The following is a 14,658-nucleotide window of genomic DNA, read 5'->3' as shown; positions in this document are numbered from 1 at the left end:
CCATGTTGATTCCCCGTCGAGTCAAGTACCGCAAGCAGCACCACCCCGGCCGTTCGGGCCACGCCACCGGCGGCACGAAGGTCACCTTCGGTGAGTTCGGCATCCAGGCGTTGACCCCCGCGTACGTGACGAACCGTCAGATCGAGTCCGCTCGTATCGCCATGACGCGTCACATCAAGCGCGGCGGCAAGGTGTGGATCAACATCTACCCCGACCGTCCGCTCACGAAGAAGCCGGCCGAAACCCGAATGGGTTCCGGTAAGGGTTCGCCCGAGTGGTGGGTCGCGAACGTCAAGCCGGGTCGAGTCCTCTTCGAGGTCTCCGGCGTCTCCGAGGAACTCGCTCGTGAGGCAATGACCCGTGCCATCCACAAGCTGCCCCTCAAGGCACGCATCATCAAGCGCGAGGAGGGCGACGCATAATGGCCGTCGGCACCAAGGAGCTCAGCCCCGTCGAGCTCGACACTTTCGAAGACGAGCGACTCGTCGATGAGCTGAAGAAGGCCAAGGAAGAGCTGTTCAACCTGCGCTTCCAGTCGGCCACCGGTCAGCTCGAAAGCCACGGCCGCCTCCGGGCGGTCAAGCGCGACATCGCGCGCATCTACACGGTCATCCGCGAGCGCGAGCTCGGCATCCGGGCTACGCCCGCGCCGGTCGAGGTTCCGGTCAAGGCCGAGAAGAAGACGAAGAAGGCCAAGGCCGAGGCATCCGTTGATGCTGCAGCCGAGGTCGACGAGACGAAGGAGGCCTGATCATGGCTGAGACCAAGAAGGCTTCGGCCGAGGTCGACACCGCGGCCGAGCTCGTCCGCGGCTACCGCAAGGTTCGTCGCGGCTACGTCGTCAGCGACAAGATGGACAAGACCATCGTCGTCGAGGTCGAGGACCGCGTGAAGCACCCGCTGTACGGCAAGGTCATCCGCCGTACCTCGAAGGTCAAGGCTCACGACGAGCTGAACACCGCCGGCATCGGCGACCTCGTCGTGATCAGCGAGACCCGTCCCCTCTCCGCCACGAAGCGCTGGCGCCTCGTCGAGATCGTCGAGAAGGCCAAGTAAGCCCCGCGCTTACTTGAAAGAAGGAGATTCAAAGTGCTTCAGCAGGAATCACGAGTCAAGGTCGCCGACAACACCGGCGCCAAGGAGCTGCTCACGATCCGCGTCCTCGGTGGCTCGAAGCGCCGGTACGCCGGCCTCGGTGACACCATCGTCGCGACCGTCAAGGACGCGATCCCCGGCGGCAACGTCAAGAAGGGCGATGTGGTCAAGGCCGTCATCGTCCGCACCGTCAAGGAGACCCGTCGTCCCGACGGCTCCTACATCAAGTTCGACGAGAACGCCGCAGTGATCCTGAAGAACGATGGTGACCCCCGCGGCACCCGTATCTTCGGACCGGTCGGTCGCGAGCTCCGCGACAAGAAGTTCATGAAGATCATCTCGCTGGCACCGGAGGTTATCTAGTCATGGCCAACATCAAGAAGGGTGACCTCGTTCAGGTCATCTCGGGCCGCAGCCAGGCTCGCGGCGGAGACCGTGGCAAGCAGGGCAAGGTCCTCGAGGTGCTCGTCGCCGAGAACCGCGTCGTCGTCGAAGGCATCAACTTCGTGACGAAGCACGTTCGCGTCGGCCAGACGCAGCGCGGCTCAAAGACCGGCGGCATCGAGACCGTCGAGGCCCCGATCCACGTGTCGAACGTCGCGCTCGTCGACCCCGAGTCGAAGAAGCCGACCCGCGTCGGTTTCCGCATCGAGACCGTGACGAAGGACGGCGTCGAGAAGACCGTCCGCGTCCGCTACGCAAAGAAGTCAGGTAAGGACCTGTAATGACCGACACGGCTACGCAGGCTGGCAAAATCCAGCCGCGCCTGAAGACCAAGTACCGGGACGAGATCTCGAAGACCCTCACCGAGGAGCACGGCTACACCAACGTGCACCAGGTTCCGGGTCTCGTGAAGATCGTCGTGAACATGGGTGTCGGCGAAGCCGCGCGCGATGGCAAGGTCATCGACGGCGCGATCGCCGATCTCACCAAGATCACCGGCCAGAAGCCGCAGGTCACCAAGGCTCGCAAGTCCATCGCGCAGTTCAAGCTGCGCGAGGGCCAGCCGATCGGTGCCCACGTCACGCTTCGCGGCGACCGCATGTGGGAGTTCCTCGACCGCCTGCTCTCGCTCGCACTGCCCCGTATCCGCGACTTCCGCGGCCTCTCGGACAAGCAGTTCGACGGCACCGGCAACTACACGTTCGGCCTCACGGAGCAGTCGATGTTCCACGAGATCGACCAGGACAAGATCGACCGCGTCCGCGGCATGGACATCACTGTGGTGACCACGGCCAAGACGGACGAAGAGGGCCGCGCGCTGCTCAAGCAGCTCGGCTTCCCCTTCAAGTCGGCCGAGTCCGCCAACTGAACCCCGGATGCTGCGGGCACACGCCCGCAGCATCCGACCCCGGTCTCCCGCATCCGTGGAAGACCGACACCACAGGTCATCGCTCGTGTAACGGGCGCTGAAACCTGGTGAACGTAAGGAAACACTCGTCATGACGATGACCGACCCGGTCGCTGACATGCTGACCCGTCTGCGGAACGCGAACTCCGCACACCACGACTCCGTGTCGATGCCCAACTCCAAGCTCAAGGCGAACATCGCCGAGATCTTGAAGAAGGAGGGCTACATCGCGGACTTCGAGCTGACCGATGCTCGCGTGGGCAAGACGCTGACGCTGCAGCTCAAGTTCGGCCCCAACCGCGAGCGTTCGATCGCTGGCATCAAGCGCGTCTCCAAGCCCGGCCTCCGCGTCTACGCGAAGTCGACGGAGCTCCCCAAGGTGCTCGGCGGCCTCGGCGTTGCCATCCTGTCCACCTCCAGCGGTCTGCTCACCGACCGTCAGGCCGAGAAGAAGGGCGTAGGCGGAGAAGTCCTCGCCTACGTGTGGTAGTTCCATGTCACGAATCGGACGTCTCCCCATCGACATCCCCGCGGGCGTCGAGGTCAAGATCGACGGCCAGGCCGTTTCGGTGAAGGGCCCGAAGGGCGAGCTCGCGCTCACCGTCGCCGCCCCCATCGAGGTCAAGCTCGAAGAGAACCAGGTTCTCGTCACCCGCCCCGACGACGAGCGCACCTCGCGCTCGCTGCACGGCCTCACGCGTACCCTCATCGCCAACCAGATCATCGGTGTGACCCAGGGCTACACCAAGGCTCTCGAGATCGTCGGAACCGGTTACCGAGTCGCGCAGAAGGGCTCGTCGCTCGAGCTCGCGCTCGGCTTCTCGCACCCCGTCGTCGTCGACGCACCCACCGGGATCACGTTGACCGTCGAGGGCAACAACAAGATCACGGTCGCGGGCATCGACAAGCAGGCGGTCGGCGAGGTCGCCGCGAACATCCGCAAGATCAAGAAGCCCGAGCCGTACAAGGGCAAGGGCATCCGCTACGCCGGCGAGGTCGTGCGTCGCAAGGCCGGAAAGTCAGGTAAGTAATCATGGCTGTGAAGACCAAGACGGCTGCGCGTTCGCGCCGCCACACCCGCCTTCGCAAGAAGGTCGTCGGCACCGAGCTGCGCCCGCGCCTCGTCGTCACCCGTTCGGCACGTCACGTGTTCGTCCAGGTCGTCGACGACAGCAAGGGCCTGACCGTCGCCAGCGCCTCGACCATGGAGGCAGACCTCCGTGGGTTCGACGGTGACAAGACCGCCAAGGCCAAGAAGGTCGGCGAGCTCGTCGCAGAGCGTGCGAAGAAGGCCGGCATCGAGTCCGTCGTCTTCGACCGCGGCGGCAACAAGTACGCCGGTCGTGTCGCAGCGATCGCCGATGGAGCGCGAGAGGCAGGGCTCAACCTGTGAGCGAGAACACTACGAAGGAGACCGAGGTGACCGCAGAGGCACCCGTCGAGACGGCAGCAGCTTCGGAGCCGGCTCGGAACGAGCGCGACAACCGTCGCGGCGGCGGTCGTGACCGCAACCAGGGTGGCCGCGACCGCGGTGGCCGTGACGCTGAGAAGAGCCAGTTCCTCGAGCGCGTCGTGACCATCAACCGCGTGTCGAAGGTCGTCAAGGGCGGCCGTCGCTTCAGCTTCACGGCGCTCGTCGTCGTGGGTGACGGCAACGGACTCGTCGGCGTCGGCTACGGCAAGGCGCGCGAGGTCCCGACCGCGATCTCGAAGGGCGTCGAGGAGGCGAAGAAGAACTTCTTCCGCGTCCCCCGCGTCGGAGCCACCATCCCGCACCCCGTCCAGGGTGAGGCCGCAGCCGGCGTCGTCCTGCTGCGTCCGGCTTCGGCTGGTACCGGTGTCATCGCCGGTGGTCCCGTGCGTGCGGTGCTCGAGTGCGCCGGCATCCACGACGTGCTGAGCAAGTCGCTCGGTTCGTCGAACACCATCAACATCGTGCACGCCACGGTCGCCGCCCTGCAGGAGCTCGAAGAGCCTCGTGCAGTCGCCGCCCGTCGTGGCCTCGCCTACGACGAGGTCGCTCCGGCCCGTCTGCTGCGTGCCGAGGCCCAGGCGGCCGAGGCCGCCGCAGCAGCGAAGGCAGGTGCCTGATGGCCAAGCAGCTGAAGGTGACCCAGATCAAGTCCAAGGTGAGCGAGAAGCAGTACCAGCGCGACACGCTGCGCAGCCTCGGACTCAAGCGCATCGGTGACTCGGTGATTCGCGAGGACAACTCGCAGAACCGCGGCTACGTGAACACCGTCGCGCACCTCGTGAAGGTTGAGGAGATTGACTAATGGCTGACGAGAAGAAGGACGTCGCCGCCGAAGCCCCCAAGAAGGCTCCGGCGAAGAAGACGGCCGACAAGCCCGCCGCCGCGAAGGCAGCCCCCAAGGCTGCTGCCGAGAAGAAGGCCCCCGCCAAGGCGCCCGCGAAGGCTGCTGCAGCGAAGGCCGACGCAGCCGAAGCCCCCAAGGCTCCGGCGAAGAAGGCTCCCGCGAAGAAGGCCGCCCCCAAGGCGGACGTCGCGGAGAAGCGCGAGCAGGTGCTGAAGGTCCACCACCTCCGCCCCGCTCCTGGCGCCAAGAAGGACAAGACCCGCGTCGGACGCGGTGAAGGTTCGAAGGGCAAGACGGCAGGTCGCGGTACCAAGGGCTCGAAGGCTCGCAACAACATCCGCCCCGGGTTCGAGGGTGGCCAGCTTCCGTACCACATGCGTGCGCCGAAGCTCCGCGGCTTCAAGAACCCGTTCCGCGTCGAGTACCAGGTCGTGAACCTGGAGAAGCTCGCCGAGCTGTACCCGAAGGGCGGCGACGTCACGATCGCCGACCTCGTCGAGAAGGGTGCCGTTCGCAAGAACGAGCGCGTCAAGGTTCTCGGCAACGGTGACATCCAGGTGAAGCTCAACGTCGCGGTCGACAAGGTCTCCGGCTCGGCCGAGCAGAAGATCGTCGCCGCTGGCGGCTCGGTCAAGTAGACCGGAAACAGCACCGATTGCACGAGCCAGTCGGGACCTCGCGTATGATTCACGGGGGTCTCGACTGGCTCGAGCCGCATATGGACTGACTCCACACGGAGCAACAGGAGGACGAGTGTTCAACGCCATCGGGCGGATCTTCCGCACGCCGGATCTTCGCCGCAAGCTCGGGTTCACGCTGGGCATCGTCGCCCTGTTCCGGCTGGGTTCGTTCATTCCCGCGCCGTTCGTGGACTTCGGCAACGTTCAGGCGTGTCTCGCCGCCAACCAGACGGGCGCCACGGGACTCTACGACCTCGTGAACCTCTTCTCCGGCGGTGCGCTGCTCCAGCTGTCGATCTTCGCGCTGGGCATCATGCCGTACATCACGGCATCGATCATCGTGCAGCTGCTCCGCGTCGTGATCCCTCACTTCGAGACGCTGTACAAAGAGGGCCAGGCCGGCCAGAGCCGCCTCACCCAGTACACCCGCTACCTCACGATCGCGCTCGGCGTGCTCCAGTCGACCACGCTCATCACGGTCGCCCGCTCCGGCGCGCTGTTCCCCTCGGGCGCCCCCGAGTGCTCGCAGCTCATCACGAACGACGCCTGGTACGCGATCCTGCTCATGGTCATCACCATGACCGCCGGTACCGGCCTCATCATGTGGATGGGCGAGCTCATCACCGAGCGCGGCATCGGCAACGGCATGTCCCTCCTCATCTTCACGTCGATCGCCGCGACCTTCCCCGGCTCGCTCTGGGCCATCGGCATCGCCCGTGGCTGGGACGTCTTCGCGATCGTGCTCGCCATCGGACTCCTCGTCGTCGTCGCGGTCGTGTTCGTCGAGCAGTCGCAGCGGCGCATCCCGGTGCAGTACGCCAAGCGCATGGTCGGCAGGCGCACCTACGGCGGCAACAACACCTACATCCCGATCAAGGTCAACATGGCGGGCGTCGTGCCGGTCATCTTCGCCTCGTCGCTGCTGTACCTGCCGGCGCTCATCGCGCAGTTCAACACCCCGGCGGCCGGCGAGCAGCCGCAGCCGTGGGTCACCTGGGTCACGAACAACCTCACGCAGGGCAGCCACCCGCTGTACATGCTGATGTACTTCCTGCTCATCGTCGGCTTCACGTACTTCTACGTCGCGATCACCTTCAACCCCGACGAGGTGTCGGAGAACATGAAGAAGTACGGCGGGTTCATCCCGGGCATCCGTGCAGGTCGTCCGACCGCGGAGTACCTCGACTACGTGCTCACGCGCATCACGCTTCCGGGTTCGTTCTACCTCGGTCTGATCGCCCTGATCCCGCTCATCGCGTTCGCGATGGTCGGCGCCGACCAGAACTTCCCCTTCGGCGGCGCCTCCATCCTGATCATCGTCGGCGTCGGCCTCGAGACGGTCAAGCAGATCGATGCCCAGCTCCAGCAGCGACACTACGAAGGACTTCTCCGATGACGGCTTCCGCTACCGGCTCAGCTCGCTTCCTGATCGTCGGGCCCCAGGGCTCCGGCAAGGGAACGCAGGGCGTGCTCGTCGCGGAGGCGTTCGGCGTGCCCCAGGTCGCCACCGGCGACATCTTCCGTGCGAATGTCGCGGGCGGCACCGAGCTCGGCAAGCGCGTGCAGGCGATCATCGAGGCGGGCGACCTCGTTCCCGATGCGCTCACGAGCGAGCTCGTGCGCGACCGGCTCGAGCAGGCGGATGCCGCGGGCGGCTTCCTCCTCGACGGGTACCCGCGCAATCGCGGCCAGGTCGACGACCTCGACGCGTTCCTCACGGCTCGTGGCGAGGCGCTCGATGCGGTCATCGAACTCGAGGTGCCCCGCGACGAGAGCATCGCCCGCCTGCAGCAGCGCGCGGCTGAGCAGGGGCGCACCGACGACACCGAAGAGGTCATCGCGAATCGTCTCGCGATCTACGAGCGGGAGACCGCGCCGATCCTCGACGTGTACCGCGAACGCGGCGTCGTCGTGCGCATCGACGGCGTCGGCACGCTCGACGAGGTGACCGAGCGCATCTTCTCGGCGCTCGCTGCGCGCGGGCTCGCACCCAACGGCGTCTCCGCCTGAGCCGTTCGGTGTTCCGACGGTCCATCTACAAGTCGCCCGCCGAGCTCCGCTCGATGCGGGCGGCCGGTGAGCTGACCGCTGCGGCACTCGCCGAGACGCGCAGGCTGCTCGTCCCGGGCGCGACGCCGCTCGACCTCGATGCCGCTGCCGAGCGCGTGATCCGCGACGGCGGCGGCGTGCCGAACTTCCAGCTCGTGCCCGGATACCGGCACACGCTGTGCGTCTCGGTCGACGACGACGTCGTGCACGGCATCCCCGGAGACCGCCCGTTCCGTGCCGGCGACATCGTCTCGGTCGACGGGGGTGCAGAGGTCGCCGGCTGGAACGGCGACTCCGCGTTCACCGTCGTGCTGCCCGACGCCGAGCGCCCCGACGTCGTCGCCGCCCGCGACGAGCTCAACCGGGTCACCGAGCAGGCCCTGTGGGTCGGCATCGCCACGCTCGCACGCGCCTCGCACCTCAACGAGGTCGGCGCCGCGATCGAGGACTTCGTCCACGGCGAGGGCGCGTACGGGATCCTCACCGACTACGTCGGTCACGGCATCGGGCGCACGATGCACGAGGAGCCGCCCGTCTTCAACTACCGCGTGGACCGTCGGGGACCCGCGGTCAAGCCCGGGCTCGTCGTGGCGATCGAGCCGATGATCGTCGGCGGGTCCATCGACACGTTCACGCGTGACGACGACTGGACCGTCACGACGTCCGACGGTTCCGACTCCGCGCACTGGGAGCATTCCGTCGCGGTGCACGCCGACGGCATCTGGGTGCTCACCGCCCCCGACGGCGGGGCCGCGGGGCTGGCGCGGTTCGGGGTGCGGCCCGCCCCCATCGCCTGAGCCGAACACCCTGCCCTTCGCATCGCGGGTCGGCCTGCGACTCCGACGAGGAACTCCGTGGCGCGTACGGTGTGCGGCGGTGCTTCGAGCGCCGGCCCGCGCGACGATGCTCCCGACGGGCGCTCGTCAGGCGGCTAGTCTGAGTGCAGAACGGATACTCGCAACGGAGGCCGGGCGGATGAGGGAGATCACGGGGACCGGGATCGGCCAAGGGGTGGCCATCGGTCGGGTCGTGCGGATGGCTGAACGCCTACCGGAACCGGCCGATGCCGCGAGCGAGCTCGGTCGCGAACGGGAATCGGCACGGGCGAGGATCGCGCTGTCGGCGGTCGCCACCGAGCTCTCGCGTCGCGGAGCGGCGGTCGGGGGAGCCGGCAAGGACGTGCTCGAGGCGCAGGCCATGATGGCCGAGGACCCGAGCCTCGTCGACCTCGTCGATGCGAAGCTGGCGACGGGGGCCACGGCGGAGCGTGCGGTCTTCGAGGCGTTCGCCTCGTATCGCCGACGGCTCGCCGAGATGGGTGGGTACCTGGGGGAGCGGGCCGCCGATCTCGACGACGTCTCGCAACGCGTGATCGCAGAGCTCATGCAGGTGCCGGCACCGGGGGTGCCGGACCCGGGGCATCCGTTCGTGCTCGTCGCGCACGACCTCGCTCCCGCCGACACGGCGATGCTCGATCTCGACCAGGTGCAGGCGCTCGTGACCGTCGAGGGCGGGCCCACCTCGCACACGGCCATCCTCGCCCGCGAGAAGGCGCTCGTCGCCGTCGTCGGCGCCGCGGATGCCGTGCATCTCGCCGACGGCGACACCGTCGTCGTCGACGCGGCCCGTGGCCTCGTCGTCGCGTCGCCCTCCGACGAACAGCTGTCGGCCGCCCGCACCCGTCTCGAGGAGCGTGCGGCGGAGGCGACGGCACCGCTCGCACCCGGCGCCCTCGCCGACGGCACGCCGGTGCCGTTGCTCGCGAACCTCGGGTCCGTCGACGACGTCGCCGAGGCCGTACGCCTCGGTGCCGAGGGCGTCGGGCTCTTCCGCACCGAGTTCCTCTTCCTCGGCGCCGATGTCGCCCCGACCGTGCGCGAGCAGCAGGTCGAGTACACGCGACTGCTCACGGCGTTCCCCGGGCGGAAGGTCGTGGTCCGCGTGCTCGACGCCGGGGCCGACAAGCCGCTCGCCTTCGTCAACGATGCGCCAGAGGCGAACCCCGCACTCGGGCTGCGCGGTATCCGAGCGCTTCGGCAGGCCGAGGTGATCCTGCGCGACCAGCTGGCGGCGCTCGCGGCCGCCGCCGCGTCGACGGAGGCCGAACTGCAGGTCATGGCGCCGATGATCGCGACCGTCGAGGAGACGCGGTACTTCGTCGCGCTCGCGAGGGAGCAGGGCATCGTCGTCGCGGGAGTGATGGTCGAGACGCCGTCGGCGGCGCTCATCGCCGACCGGGTGCTGGCGGCGGCCGATTTCGCTTCGATCGGCACGAACGACCTCACGCAGTACACGATGGCCGCCGACCGCCTGCTCGGCACCGTGGCGGCCCTGCAGGACCCGTGGCACCCCGCGGTGCTGCGCCTCATCTCGGAGGTGGGCGCGGCCGGTGTCGCGCTCGGCAGGCCGGTGGGCATCTGCGGTGAGGCCGCTGCGGATCCGCTCCTGGCCGTCGTGCTCGTCGGGCTCGGTGCCACCAGCCTGTCGATGTCGCCCTCGGCGCTCGCCGACGTGCGGGCCTCGCTCAGGCGATTCGGCGCCGATGATGCGAGAGCACTCGCCAGGGCCGCACTCGCGGCCGAGGACGCCGCGGCGGCGCGGACCGCGGCGCAGTCCCTCGCGGCCGAGATCGTCGCGCGAGCCTGATCCGGCGCGTGGGGCGATGCGCCGGCATGGGCCGTGCGGCGCTCGACTGGCGAAAACGGCCGGAATCACCTAGAGTTGACCCTTGGTGTTCTGCACGCCTGCTTCGGCATGCCTGACGACCTCTGATTTCAGGGGAATCGGGCTCGGCGAGCGGAACCATCGCACGACCAGCATCCCAAACTCCAAGCGATAGTGAGGCTATGGCCAAGAAAGACGGCGTCATCGAGATTGAAGGCTCGGTTGTCGAGGCCCTCCCGAACGCGATGTTCCGGGTGGAACTCACGAACGGCCACAAGGTCCTCGCGCACATCTCAGGAAAGATGCGCCAGCACTACATCCGCATCCTCCCCGAGGACCGCGTGATCGTCGAGCTGAGCCCATACGACCTGACGCGCGGCCGCATCGTCTACCGCTACAAGTAAACGGCTGCTCGGAAAGTAACGGCCCGCGACATCTCGCGGGTACGAGGACAGCGACACATCAAGGAACAATCGTGAAGGTCAACCCCAGCGTCAAGCCCATCTGCGACCACTGCAAGGTGATTCGCCGCCACGGCCGCGTCATGGTCATCTGCAAGTCGAACCCGCGCCACAAGCAGCGCCAGGGCTAGTCACCAGACACGGGGCGCACTGCGCTCCGCATCCCACAACTGAATACATCGGCAGCGCCAGAACCGCAGGCATCCACGGATGCCGCGGGGACACCTCGAGTCGGAGGCTCGGGCACCGGCGTTGCTCCACACCTCCACTTCGAATCAGGAGAAGCCACACATGGCACGTCTGGCAGGAGTCGACATCCCGCGCGAGAAGCGCGTGGAGATCGCACTGACTTACATCTACGGCGTCGGCCGCACGCGAGCGCTCACCACGCTCGCCGAGACCGGCATCGACGGAAACATCCGCGTGAAGGACCTCAGCGACGACCAGCTCATTGCGCTGCGCGACTACATCGAGGGCAACTTCAAGGTCGAGGGTGACCTCCGCCGCGAGGTCGCCGCCGACATCCGCCGCAAGGTCGAGATCGGCTCGTACGAGGGCATCCGCCACCGTCGCGGTCTCCCGGTCCGCGGCCAGCGCACCAAGACCAACGCTCGTACCCGCAAGGGCCCGAAGCGCACCGTCGCCGGCAAGAAGAAGCCCGGCCGCAAGTAACCGCTCGTCGCCAGATCTAGGAGATTTCACACATGGCAGCACCCAAGGCGGCTACTCGCAAGCCGCGCAAGAAGGAAAAGAAGAACATCGCCGTGGGCCAGGCCCACATCAAGTCGACGTTCAACAACACGATCGTCTCGATCACCGACACCAACGGTGCCGTGATCAGCTGGGCCTCCTCCGGTGGCGTCGGCTTCAAGGGCTCGCGCAAGTCGACCCCGTTCGCCGCGCAGCTCGCCGCAGAGTCGGCCGCCCGCCAGGCGCAGGAGCACGGCATGAAGAAGGTCGACGTGTTCGTCAAGGGTCCCGGCTCCGGCCGCGAGACCGCGATCCGCTCGCTCCAGGCCGCAGGCCTCGAGGTCGGCAGCATCAACGACGTGACGCCCCAGGCGCACAACGGATGCCGCCCGCCCAAGCGTCGCCGCGTCTGATTCCCTCCCGGTGATCGAGGAGCAGTCCGGCTCAGCCGGGCCCTCCTCGATCGCCGGGACATCCGTTCTCTCACACAACTCAAGATCCTCGTACTCGCAGGTGTCATATAGCGGACACCCTGCCGAAAGGAATCAACAGTGCTGATCGCACAGCGCCCGACGCTCACCGAAGAGAACATCTCGGAGTTCCGTTCGCGTTTCGTGATCGAGCCCCTCGAGCCGGGCTTCGGTTACACCCTGGGCAACTCGCTCCGTCGCACCCTCCTCTCCTCGATCCCCGGCGCAGCCGTGACGAGCATCCGCATCGACGGCGTGCTCCACGAGTTCTCGACGGTTCCGGGTGTGAAGGAGGATGTCACCGAGATCATCCTCAACATCAAGAACCTGGTCGTCTCCAGCGAGCACGACGAGCCGATCACCGCGTACCTGCGCAAGCAGGGTGCCGGTGAGGTCACCGCAGCCGACATCTCCGCTCCGGCGGGCGTCGAGGTGCACAACCCCGAGCTGGTCATCGCGACGCTCAACGACTCGGCGAAGTTCGAGCTCGAGCTCACGATCGAGCGCGGCCGCGGCTACGTCTCGGCCAGCCAGAACCGCAACGAGTACTCGGAAGCCGGCCAGATCCCGGTCGACTCGATCTACTCGCCGGTCCTGAAGGTCACCTACCGCGTCGAGGCCACCCGTGCCGGCGAGCGCACCGACTTCGACCGCCTCGTGGTCGACGTCGAGTCGAAGCCGGCCATCACGCCGCGCGACGCGATCGCTTCGGCCGGCCGCACGCTGACCGAGCTGTTCGGCCTCGCCCGCGAGCTGAACACCGCTGCCGAGGGCATCGAGATCGGCCCGGCGCCGGTCGACGCCGTGCTCTCCAGCGAGCTCTCGATCCCGATCGAAGACCTCGACCTCTCGGTGCGCAGCTACAACTGCCTCAAGCGCGAGGGCATCAACACGGTTTCCGAGCTCGTCGCCCTGTCGGAGTCGCAGCTCATGAACATCCGCAACTTCGGCCAGAAGTCGGTGGATGAGGTCAAGGACAAGCTCACCGAAATGGGCCTGTCGCTGAAGGACTCCGTCCCCGGATTCGACGGGGCCCACTTCTACACGGGCTTCGACGACGAGAACTAGGCAGACCTCGCGGTCGCCCACCAACCCCCACCTACTGGAGAGAACGAACCATGCCGAAGCCCACGAAGGGCCCCCGCCTCGGAGGCGGCCCCGCCCACGAGCGGTTGATGCTCGCGAACCTCGCTGCAGCGCTGTTCACGCACAAGCGCATCACCACCACCGAGACGAAGGCCAAGCGCCTCCGTCCGCTGGCCGAGCGTCTGGTGACGTTCGGCAAGCGCGGCGACCTGCACGCGCGCCGTCGCGTGCTCGCCGTCATCGGCGACAAGACCGTCGTGCACGAGCTGTTCACGGTCATCGCCCCCCAGGTCGCCGACCGTGAGGGCGGCTACACCCGCATCACGAAGATCGGCAACCGCAAGGGCGACAACGCGCCCATGGCGGTCATCGAGCTCGTGCTCGAGCCCGTGACCCCGAAGAAGCGCGCCGCGAAGCCGGCCGCTGCCGAGGCGCCCGTCGCCGAGGAGGCTCCGGCCGAGGTCGTCGAGGAGACGACCGAGGTCGAGGCGACCGACGCAGCCGCCGAGGAGACGACCGAGGTCGTCGCCGACGAGGCAGAGGCCGCCGAGACCAAGTAGTCTCGAGGTTCGAATCACGAAGGGCCCCGGTGCATCGCACCGGGGCCCTTCGCCGTCTCCGCCGGCGAACCGCCCTCTAGGCTGGAGCGGTGACCGAGCACGAACTGTCGCCGCTCTTCGAGCGCATCGCGGCCCCCGCGACGCCGCCGACACTGGCGCATCCCGACGTGGAGACATGGCGTCCGGTCGGCGACGACGACCTCGACCTCATCGTCGAGCTCGAGGCGGCCATGGCGGCCGCCGACCATCCGGAGTACGCGGTTCCGCGGGCAGAGCTCGCCGACGACCTCGGGATGTCGTTCGTCGATCGTGAGCGCGACTCGATCGTGGCGCTGGATGCCGATGGTCGGGCGGTGGCCTGGGGCCTCGTGCACCACCCACCCGGGCACGACACCCTCGTGCGCTCGATCCTCGTCGGGGGCGTGCATCCCGAGTGGCGTCGTCGTGGCATCGGCCGTGTCCTCCTCGCCTGGCAGCGTGCACGCGGTGAACAGCAGCTCGCGGCATCCGATCTGCGGCTTCCCGGCTGGATCATGGGGTTCTCCGATGACCGTGCGCGCTGGGCCGGCCCGCTGCTCGAATCGGAGGGCTTCACCCCGGCGCGCTACTTCGCCGGGTTGCGCCGCGATCTCCGAGAGCCGGTCGACGAGGTTCGCGCGGGCGAGGGCGTCCGAATCGAGGCGCTGCAGGCGACTCGGGCCGACGAGGTGAGAGCCGCGCGGAACGATGCGTTCCGCGATCACTGGGGCAGCCAGCCGAGATCGGAGGAGGAATGGCGCGTCTTCGTCTCGAGCGCCGTGTTCCGCATGGACCTCTCCGTCATCGCCGTCGACGAGGCGAGCGATCGCGTCGTGGGGTTCGTGCTGTCCGAGGTGAATGAGGCCGACTGGGGCGGGCAGGGCTTCTCGAGCGTGCACGTTCCGTTGGTCGGCGTGGTGCGCGGTCACCGCGGACGCGGGGTCGCGAAGGCGCTGCTCGCGGCCCACCTGACGGCCGCCGGCGCTGCCGGCCTGGAATACTCGACGCTCGAGGTCGACGCCGCGAACCCGACCGGGGCGTTCGCCCTGTACGAGGGGATGGGATTCCGTGCGGCGACCACCGAGACCAGTTACACGATCGTGGTCTGAGACAGCGCGACGAACCGGGGTCGCGTCGCGGCGATGAGCGACGTCGACGGCCGCGACTCGCGGGCGTCGGGGCCGTTCGCCGTGTGCCAGAATCTCTTCTCAGCGCC

23 protein-coding genes are annotated in these 14,658 nt (G+C 67.7%); all 23 read left to right on the top strand.

Translation table 11 applies throughout. The features are described 5' to 3' along the window. Positions 1 to 2: 2 nt before the first annotated feature. Positions 3 to 422 carry a 50S ribosomal protein L16 gene (rplP, locus tag BJY17_RS08485; RefSeq protein WP_056010870.1) on the top strand — a complete coding sequence of 140 codons (420 nt, stop codon included), beginning with the start codon at positions 3 to 5 and terminating at the stop codon, positions 420 to 422. Further along, positions 422 to 751: a 50S ribosomal protein L29 gene (gene rpmC, locus BJY17_RS18750; RefSeq protein ID WP_179550966.1), complete on the top strand. Its 330-nt coding sequence runs from the start codon at positions 422 to 424 to the stop codon at positions 749 to 751. Before rplP ends, rpmC begins: the two co-directional genes overlap by 1 nt. A gap of 2 nt (positions 752 to 753) precedes the next feature. Beyond that, positions 754 to 1,056, top strand: a complete 303-nt coding sequence (gene rpsQ / locus BJY17_RS08475) for a 30S ribosomal protein S17 (RefSeq protein WP_074260110.1) — start codon at positions 754 to 756, stop codon at positions 1,054 to 1,056. A gap of 33 nt (positions 1,057 to 1,089) precedes the next feature. Continuing rightward, positions 1,090 to 1,458 (top strand): 50S ribosomal protein L14, encoded by a 369-nt coding sequence (rplN, locus tag BJY17_RS08470; protein ID WP_056652970.1) that lies wholly within the window; start codon positions 1,090 to 1,092, stop codon positions 1,456 to 1,458. Between the two features lie 2 nt (positions 1,459 to 1,460). Continuing rightward, on the top strand, positions 1,461 to 1,820 hold the full coding sequence (gene rplX / locus BJY17_RS08465; protein WP_074260111.1) for a 50S ribosomal protein L24: 360 nt from the start codon (positions 1,461 to 1,463) through the stop codon (positions 1,818 to 1,820). Further along, on the top strand, positions 1,820 to 2,407 hold the full coding sequence (rplE, locus tag BJY17_RS08460) for a 50S ribosomal protein L5 (protein ID WP_074260112.1): 588 nt from the start codon (positions 1,820 to 1,822) through the stop codon (positions 2,405 to 2,407). The genes rplX and rplE overlap by 1 nt, the downstream gene beginning before the upstream one ends. 130 nt (positions 2,408 to 2,537) lie before the next feature. Next, positions 2,538 to 2,936, top strand: coding sequence for a 30S ribosomal protein S8 (gene rpsH / locus BJY17_RS08455; RefSeq protein WP_056010852.1), 399 nt, complete (start codon positions 2,538 to 2,540; stop codon positions 2,934 to 2,936). 4 nt (positions 2,937 to 2,940) lie between these two features. Next, positions 2,941 to 3,477 (top strand): 50S ribosomal protein L6, encoded by a 537-nt coding sequence (gene rplF, locus BJY17_RS08450; protein WP_179550965.1) that lies wholly within the window; start codon positions 2,941 to 2,943, stop codon positions 3,475 to 3,477. A gap of 2 nt (positions 3,478 to 3,479) precedes the next feature. Further along, on the top strand, positions 3,480 to 3,839 hold the full coding sequence (rplR, locus tag BJY17_RS08445) for a 50S ribosomal protein L18 (RefSeq protein WP_056652955.1): 360 nt from the start codon (positions 3,480 to 3,482) through the stop codon (positions 3,837 to 3,839). After that, positions 3,836 to 4,537, top strand: a complete 702-nt coding sequence (rpsE, locus tag BJY17_RS08440; protein WP_179550964.1) for a 30S ribosomal protein S5 — start codon at positions 3,836 to 3,838, stop codon at positions 4,535 to 4,537. Before rplR ends, rpsE begins: the two co-directional genes overlap by 4 nt. Continuing rightward, complete coding sequence (gene rpmD / locus BJY17_RS08435) at positions 4,537 to 4,722, top strand: 50S ribosomal protein L30 (protein ID WP_074260115.1); 186 nt, start codon at positions 4,537 to 4,539, stop codon at positions 4,720 to 4,722. Before rpsE ends, rpmD begins: the two co-directional genes overlap by 1 nt. Beyond that, on the top strand, positions 4,722 to 5,402 hold the full coding sequence (gene rplO / locus BJY17_RS18295; RefSeq protein WP_218889870.1) for a 50S ribosomal protein L15: 681 nt from the start codon (positions 4,722 to 4,724) through the stop codon (positions 5,400 to 5,402). Before rpmD ends, rplO begins: the two co-directional genes overlap by 1 nt. Positions 5,403 to 5,517: 115 nt before the next feature. Continuing rightward, complete coding sequence (gene secY / locus BJY17_RS08425) at positions 5,518 to 6,840, top strand: preprotein translocase subunit SecY (protein ID WP_179550963.1); 1,323 nt, start codon at positions 5,518 to 5,520, stop codon at positions 6,838 to 6,840. Further along, on the top strand, positions 6,837 to 7,454 hold the full coding sequence (locus tag BJY17_RS08420) for an adenylate kinase (RefSeq protein WP_179550962.1): 618 nt from the start codon (positions 6,837 to 6,839) through the stop codon (positions 7,452 to 7,454). Before secY ends, BJY17_RS08420 begins: the two co-directional genes overlap by 4 nt. Positions 7,455 to 7,462: 8 nt before the next feature. After that, entirely contained in the window at positions 7,463 to 8,290 is an 828-nt protein-coding gene (gene map / locus BJY17_RS08415; protein ID WP_179550961.1) for a type I methionyl aminopeptidase, read from the top strand. Positions 8,291 to 8,468: 178 nt separating this feature from the next. Beyond that, positions 8,469 to 10,139: a phosphoenolpyruvate--protein phosphotransferase gene (ptsP, locus tag BJY17_RS08410; protein ID WP_179550960.1), complete on the top strand. Its 1,671-nt coding sequence runs from the start codon at positions 8,469 to 8,471 to the stop codon at positions 10,137 to 10,139. 200 nt (positions 10,140 to 10,339) lie between these two features. Next, on the top strand, positions 10,340 to 10,561 hold the full coding sequence (gene infA, locus BJY17_RS08405) for a translation initiation factor IF-1 (RefSeq protein WP_021759551.1): 222 nt from the start codon (positions 10,340 to 10,342) through the stop codon (positions 10,559 to 10,561). 71 nt (positions 10,562 to 10,632) lie between these two features. After that, complete coding sequence (rpmJ, locus tag BJY17_RS08400; RefSeq protein ID WP_005050492.1) at positions 10,633 to 10,749, top strand: 50S ribosomal protein L36; 117 nt, start codon at positions 10,633 to 10,635, stop codon at positions 10,747 to 10,749. 160 nt (positions 10,750 to 10,909) lie between these two features. Beyond that, on the top strand, positions 10,910 to 11,290 hold the full coding sequence (gene rpsM, locus BJY17_RS08395; protein WP_074260121.1) for a 30S ribosomal protein S13: 381 nt from the start codon (positions 10,910 to 10,912) through the stop codon (positions 11,288 to 11,290). Between the two features lie 32 nt (positions 11,291 to 11,322). Then, positions 11,323 to 11,721, top strand: coding sequence for a 30S ribosomal protein S11 (gene rpsK, locus BJY17_RS08390; RefSeq protein WP_022889749.1), 399 nt, complete (start codon positions 11,323 to 11,325; stop codon positions 11,719 to 11,721). Positions 11,722 to 11,859: 138 nt separating this feature from the next. Next, a complete protein-coding gene (locus BJY17_RS08385) occupies positions 11,860 to 12,846 on the top strand; it encodes a DNA-directed RNA polymerase subunit alpha (RefSeq protein WP_022893850.1) in 987 nt (328 codons plus the stop codon). A gap of 50 nt (positions 12,847 to 12,896) precedes the next feature. After that, positions 12,897 to 13,424, top strand: a complete 528-nt coding sequence (gene rplQ, locus BJY17_RS08380; protein WP_179550959.1) for a 50S ribosomal protein L17 — start codon at positions 12,897 to 12,899, stop codon at positions 13,422 to 13,424. A gap of 89 nt (positions 13,425 to 13,513) precedes the next feature. Beyond that, positions 13,514 to 14,551, top strand: coding sequence for a GNAT family N-acetyltransferase (locus tag BJY17_RS08375; protein ID WP_179550958.1), 1,038 nt, complete (start codon positions 13,514 to 13,516; stop codon positions 14,549 to 14,551). Positions 14,552 to 14,658: the final 107 nt, after the last annotated feature.

It is taken from the genome of Agromyces hippuratus (assembly GCF_013410355.1).
GTDB classification, from domain to species: domain Bacteria; phylum Actinomycetota; class Actinomycetes; order Actinomycetales; family Microbacteriaceae; genus Agromyces; species Agromyces hippuratus.
Note: the sequence above shows the minus strand (reverse complement) of the source record. Positions and strands in the feature narration are given on the sequence as shown.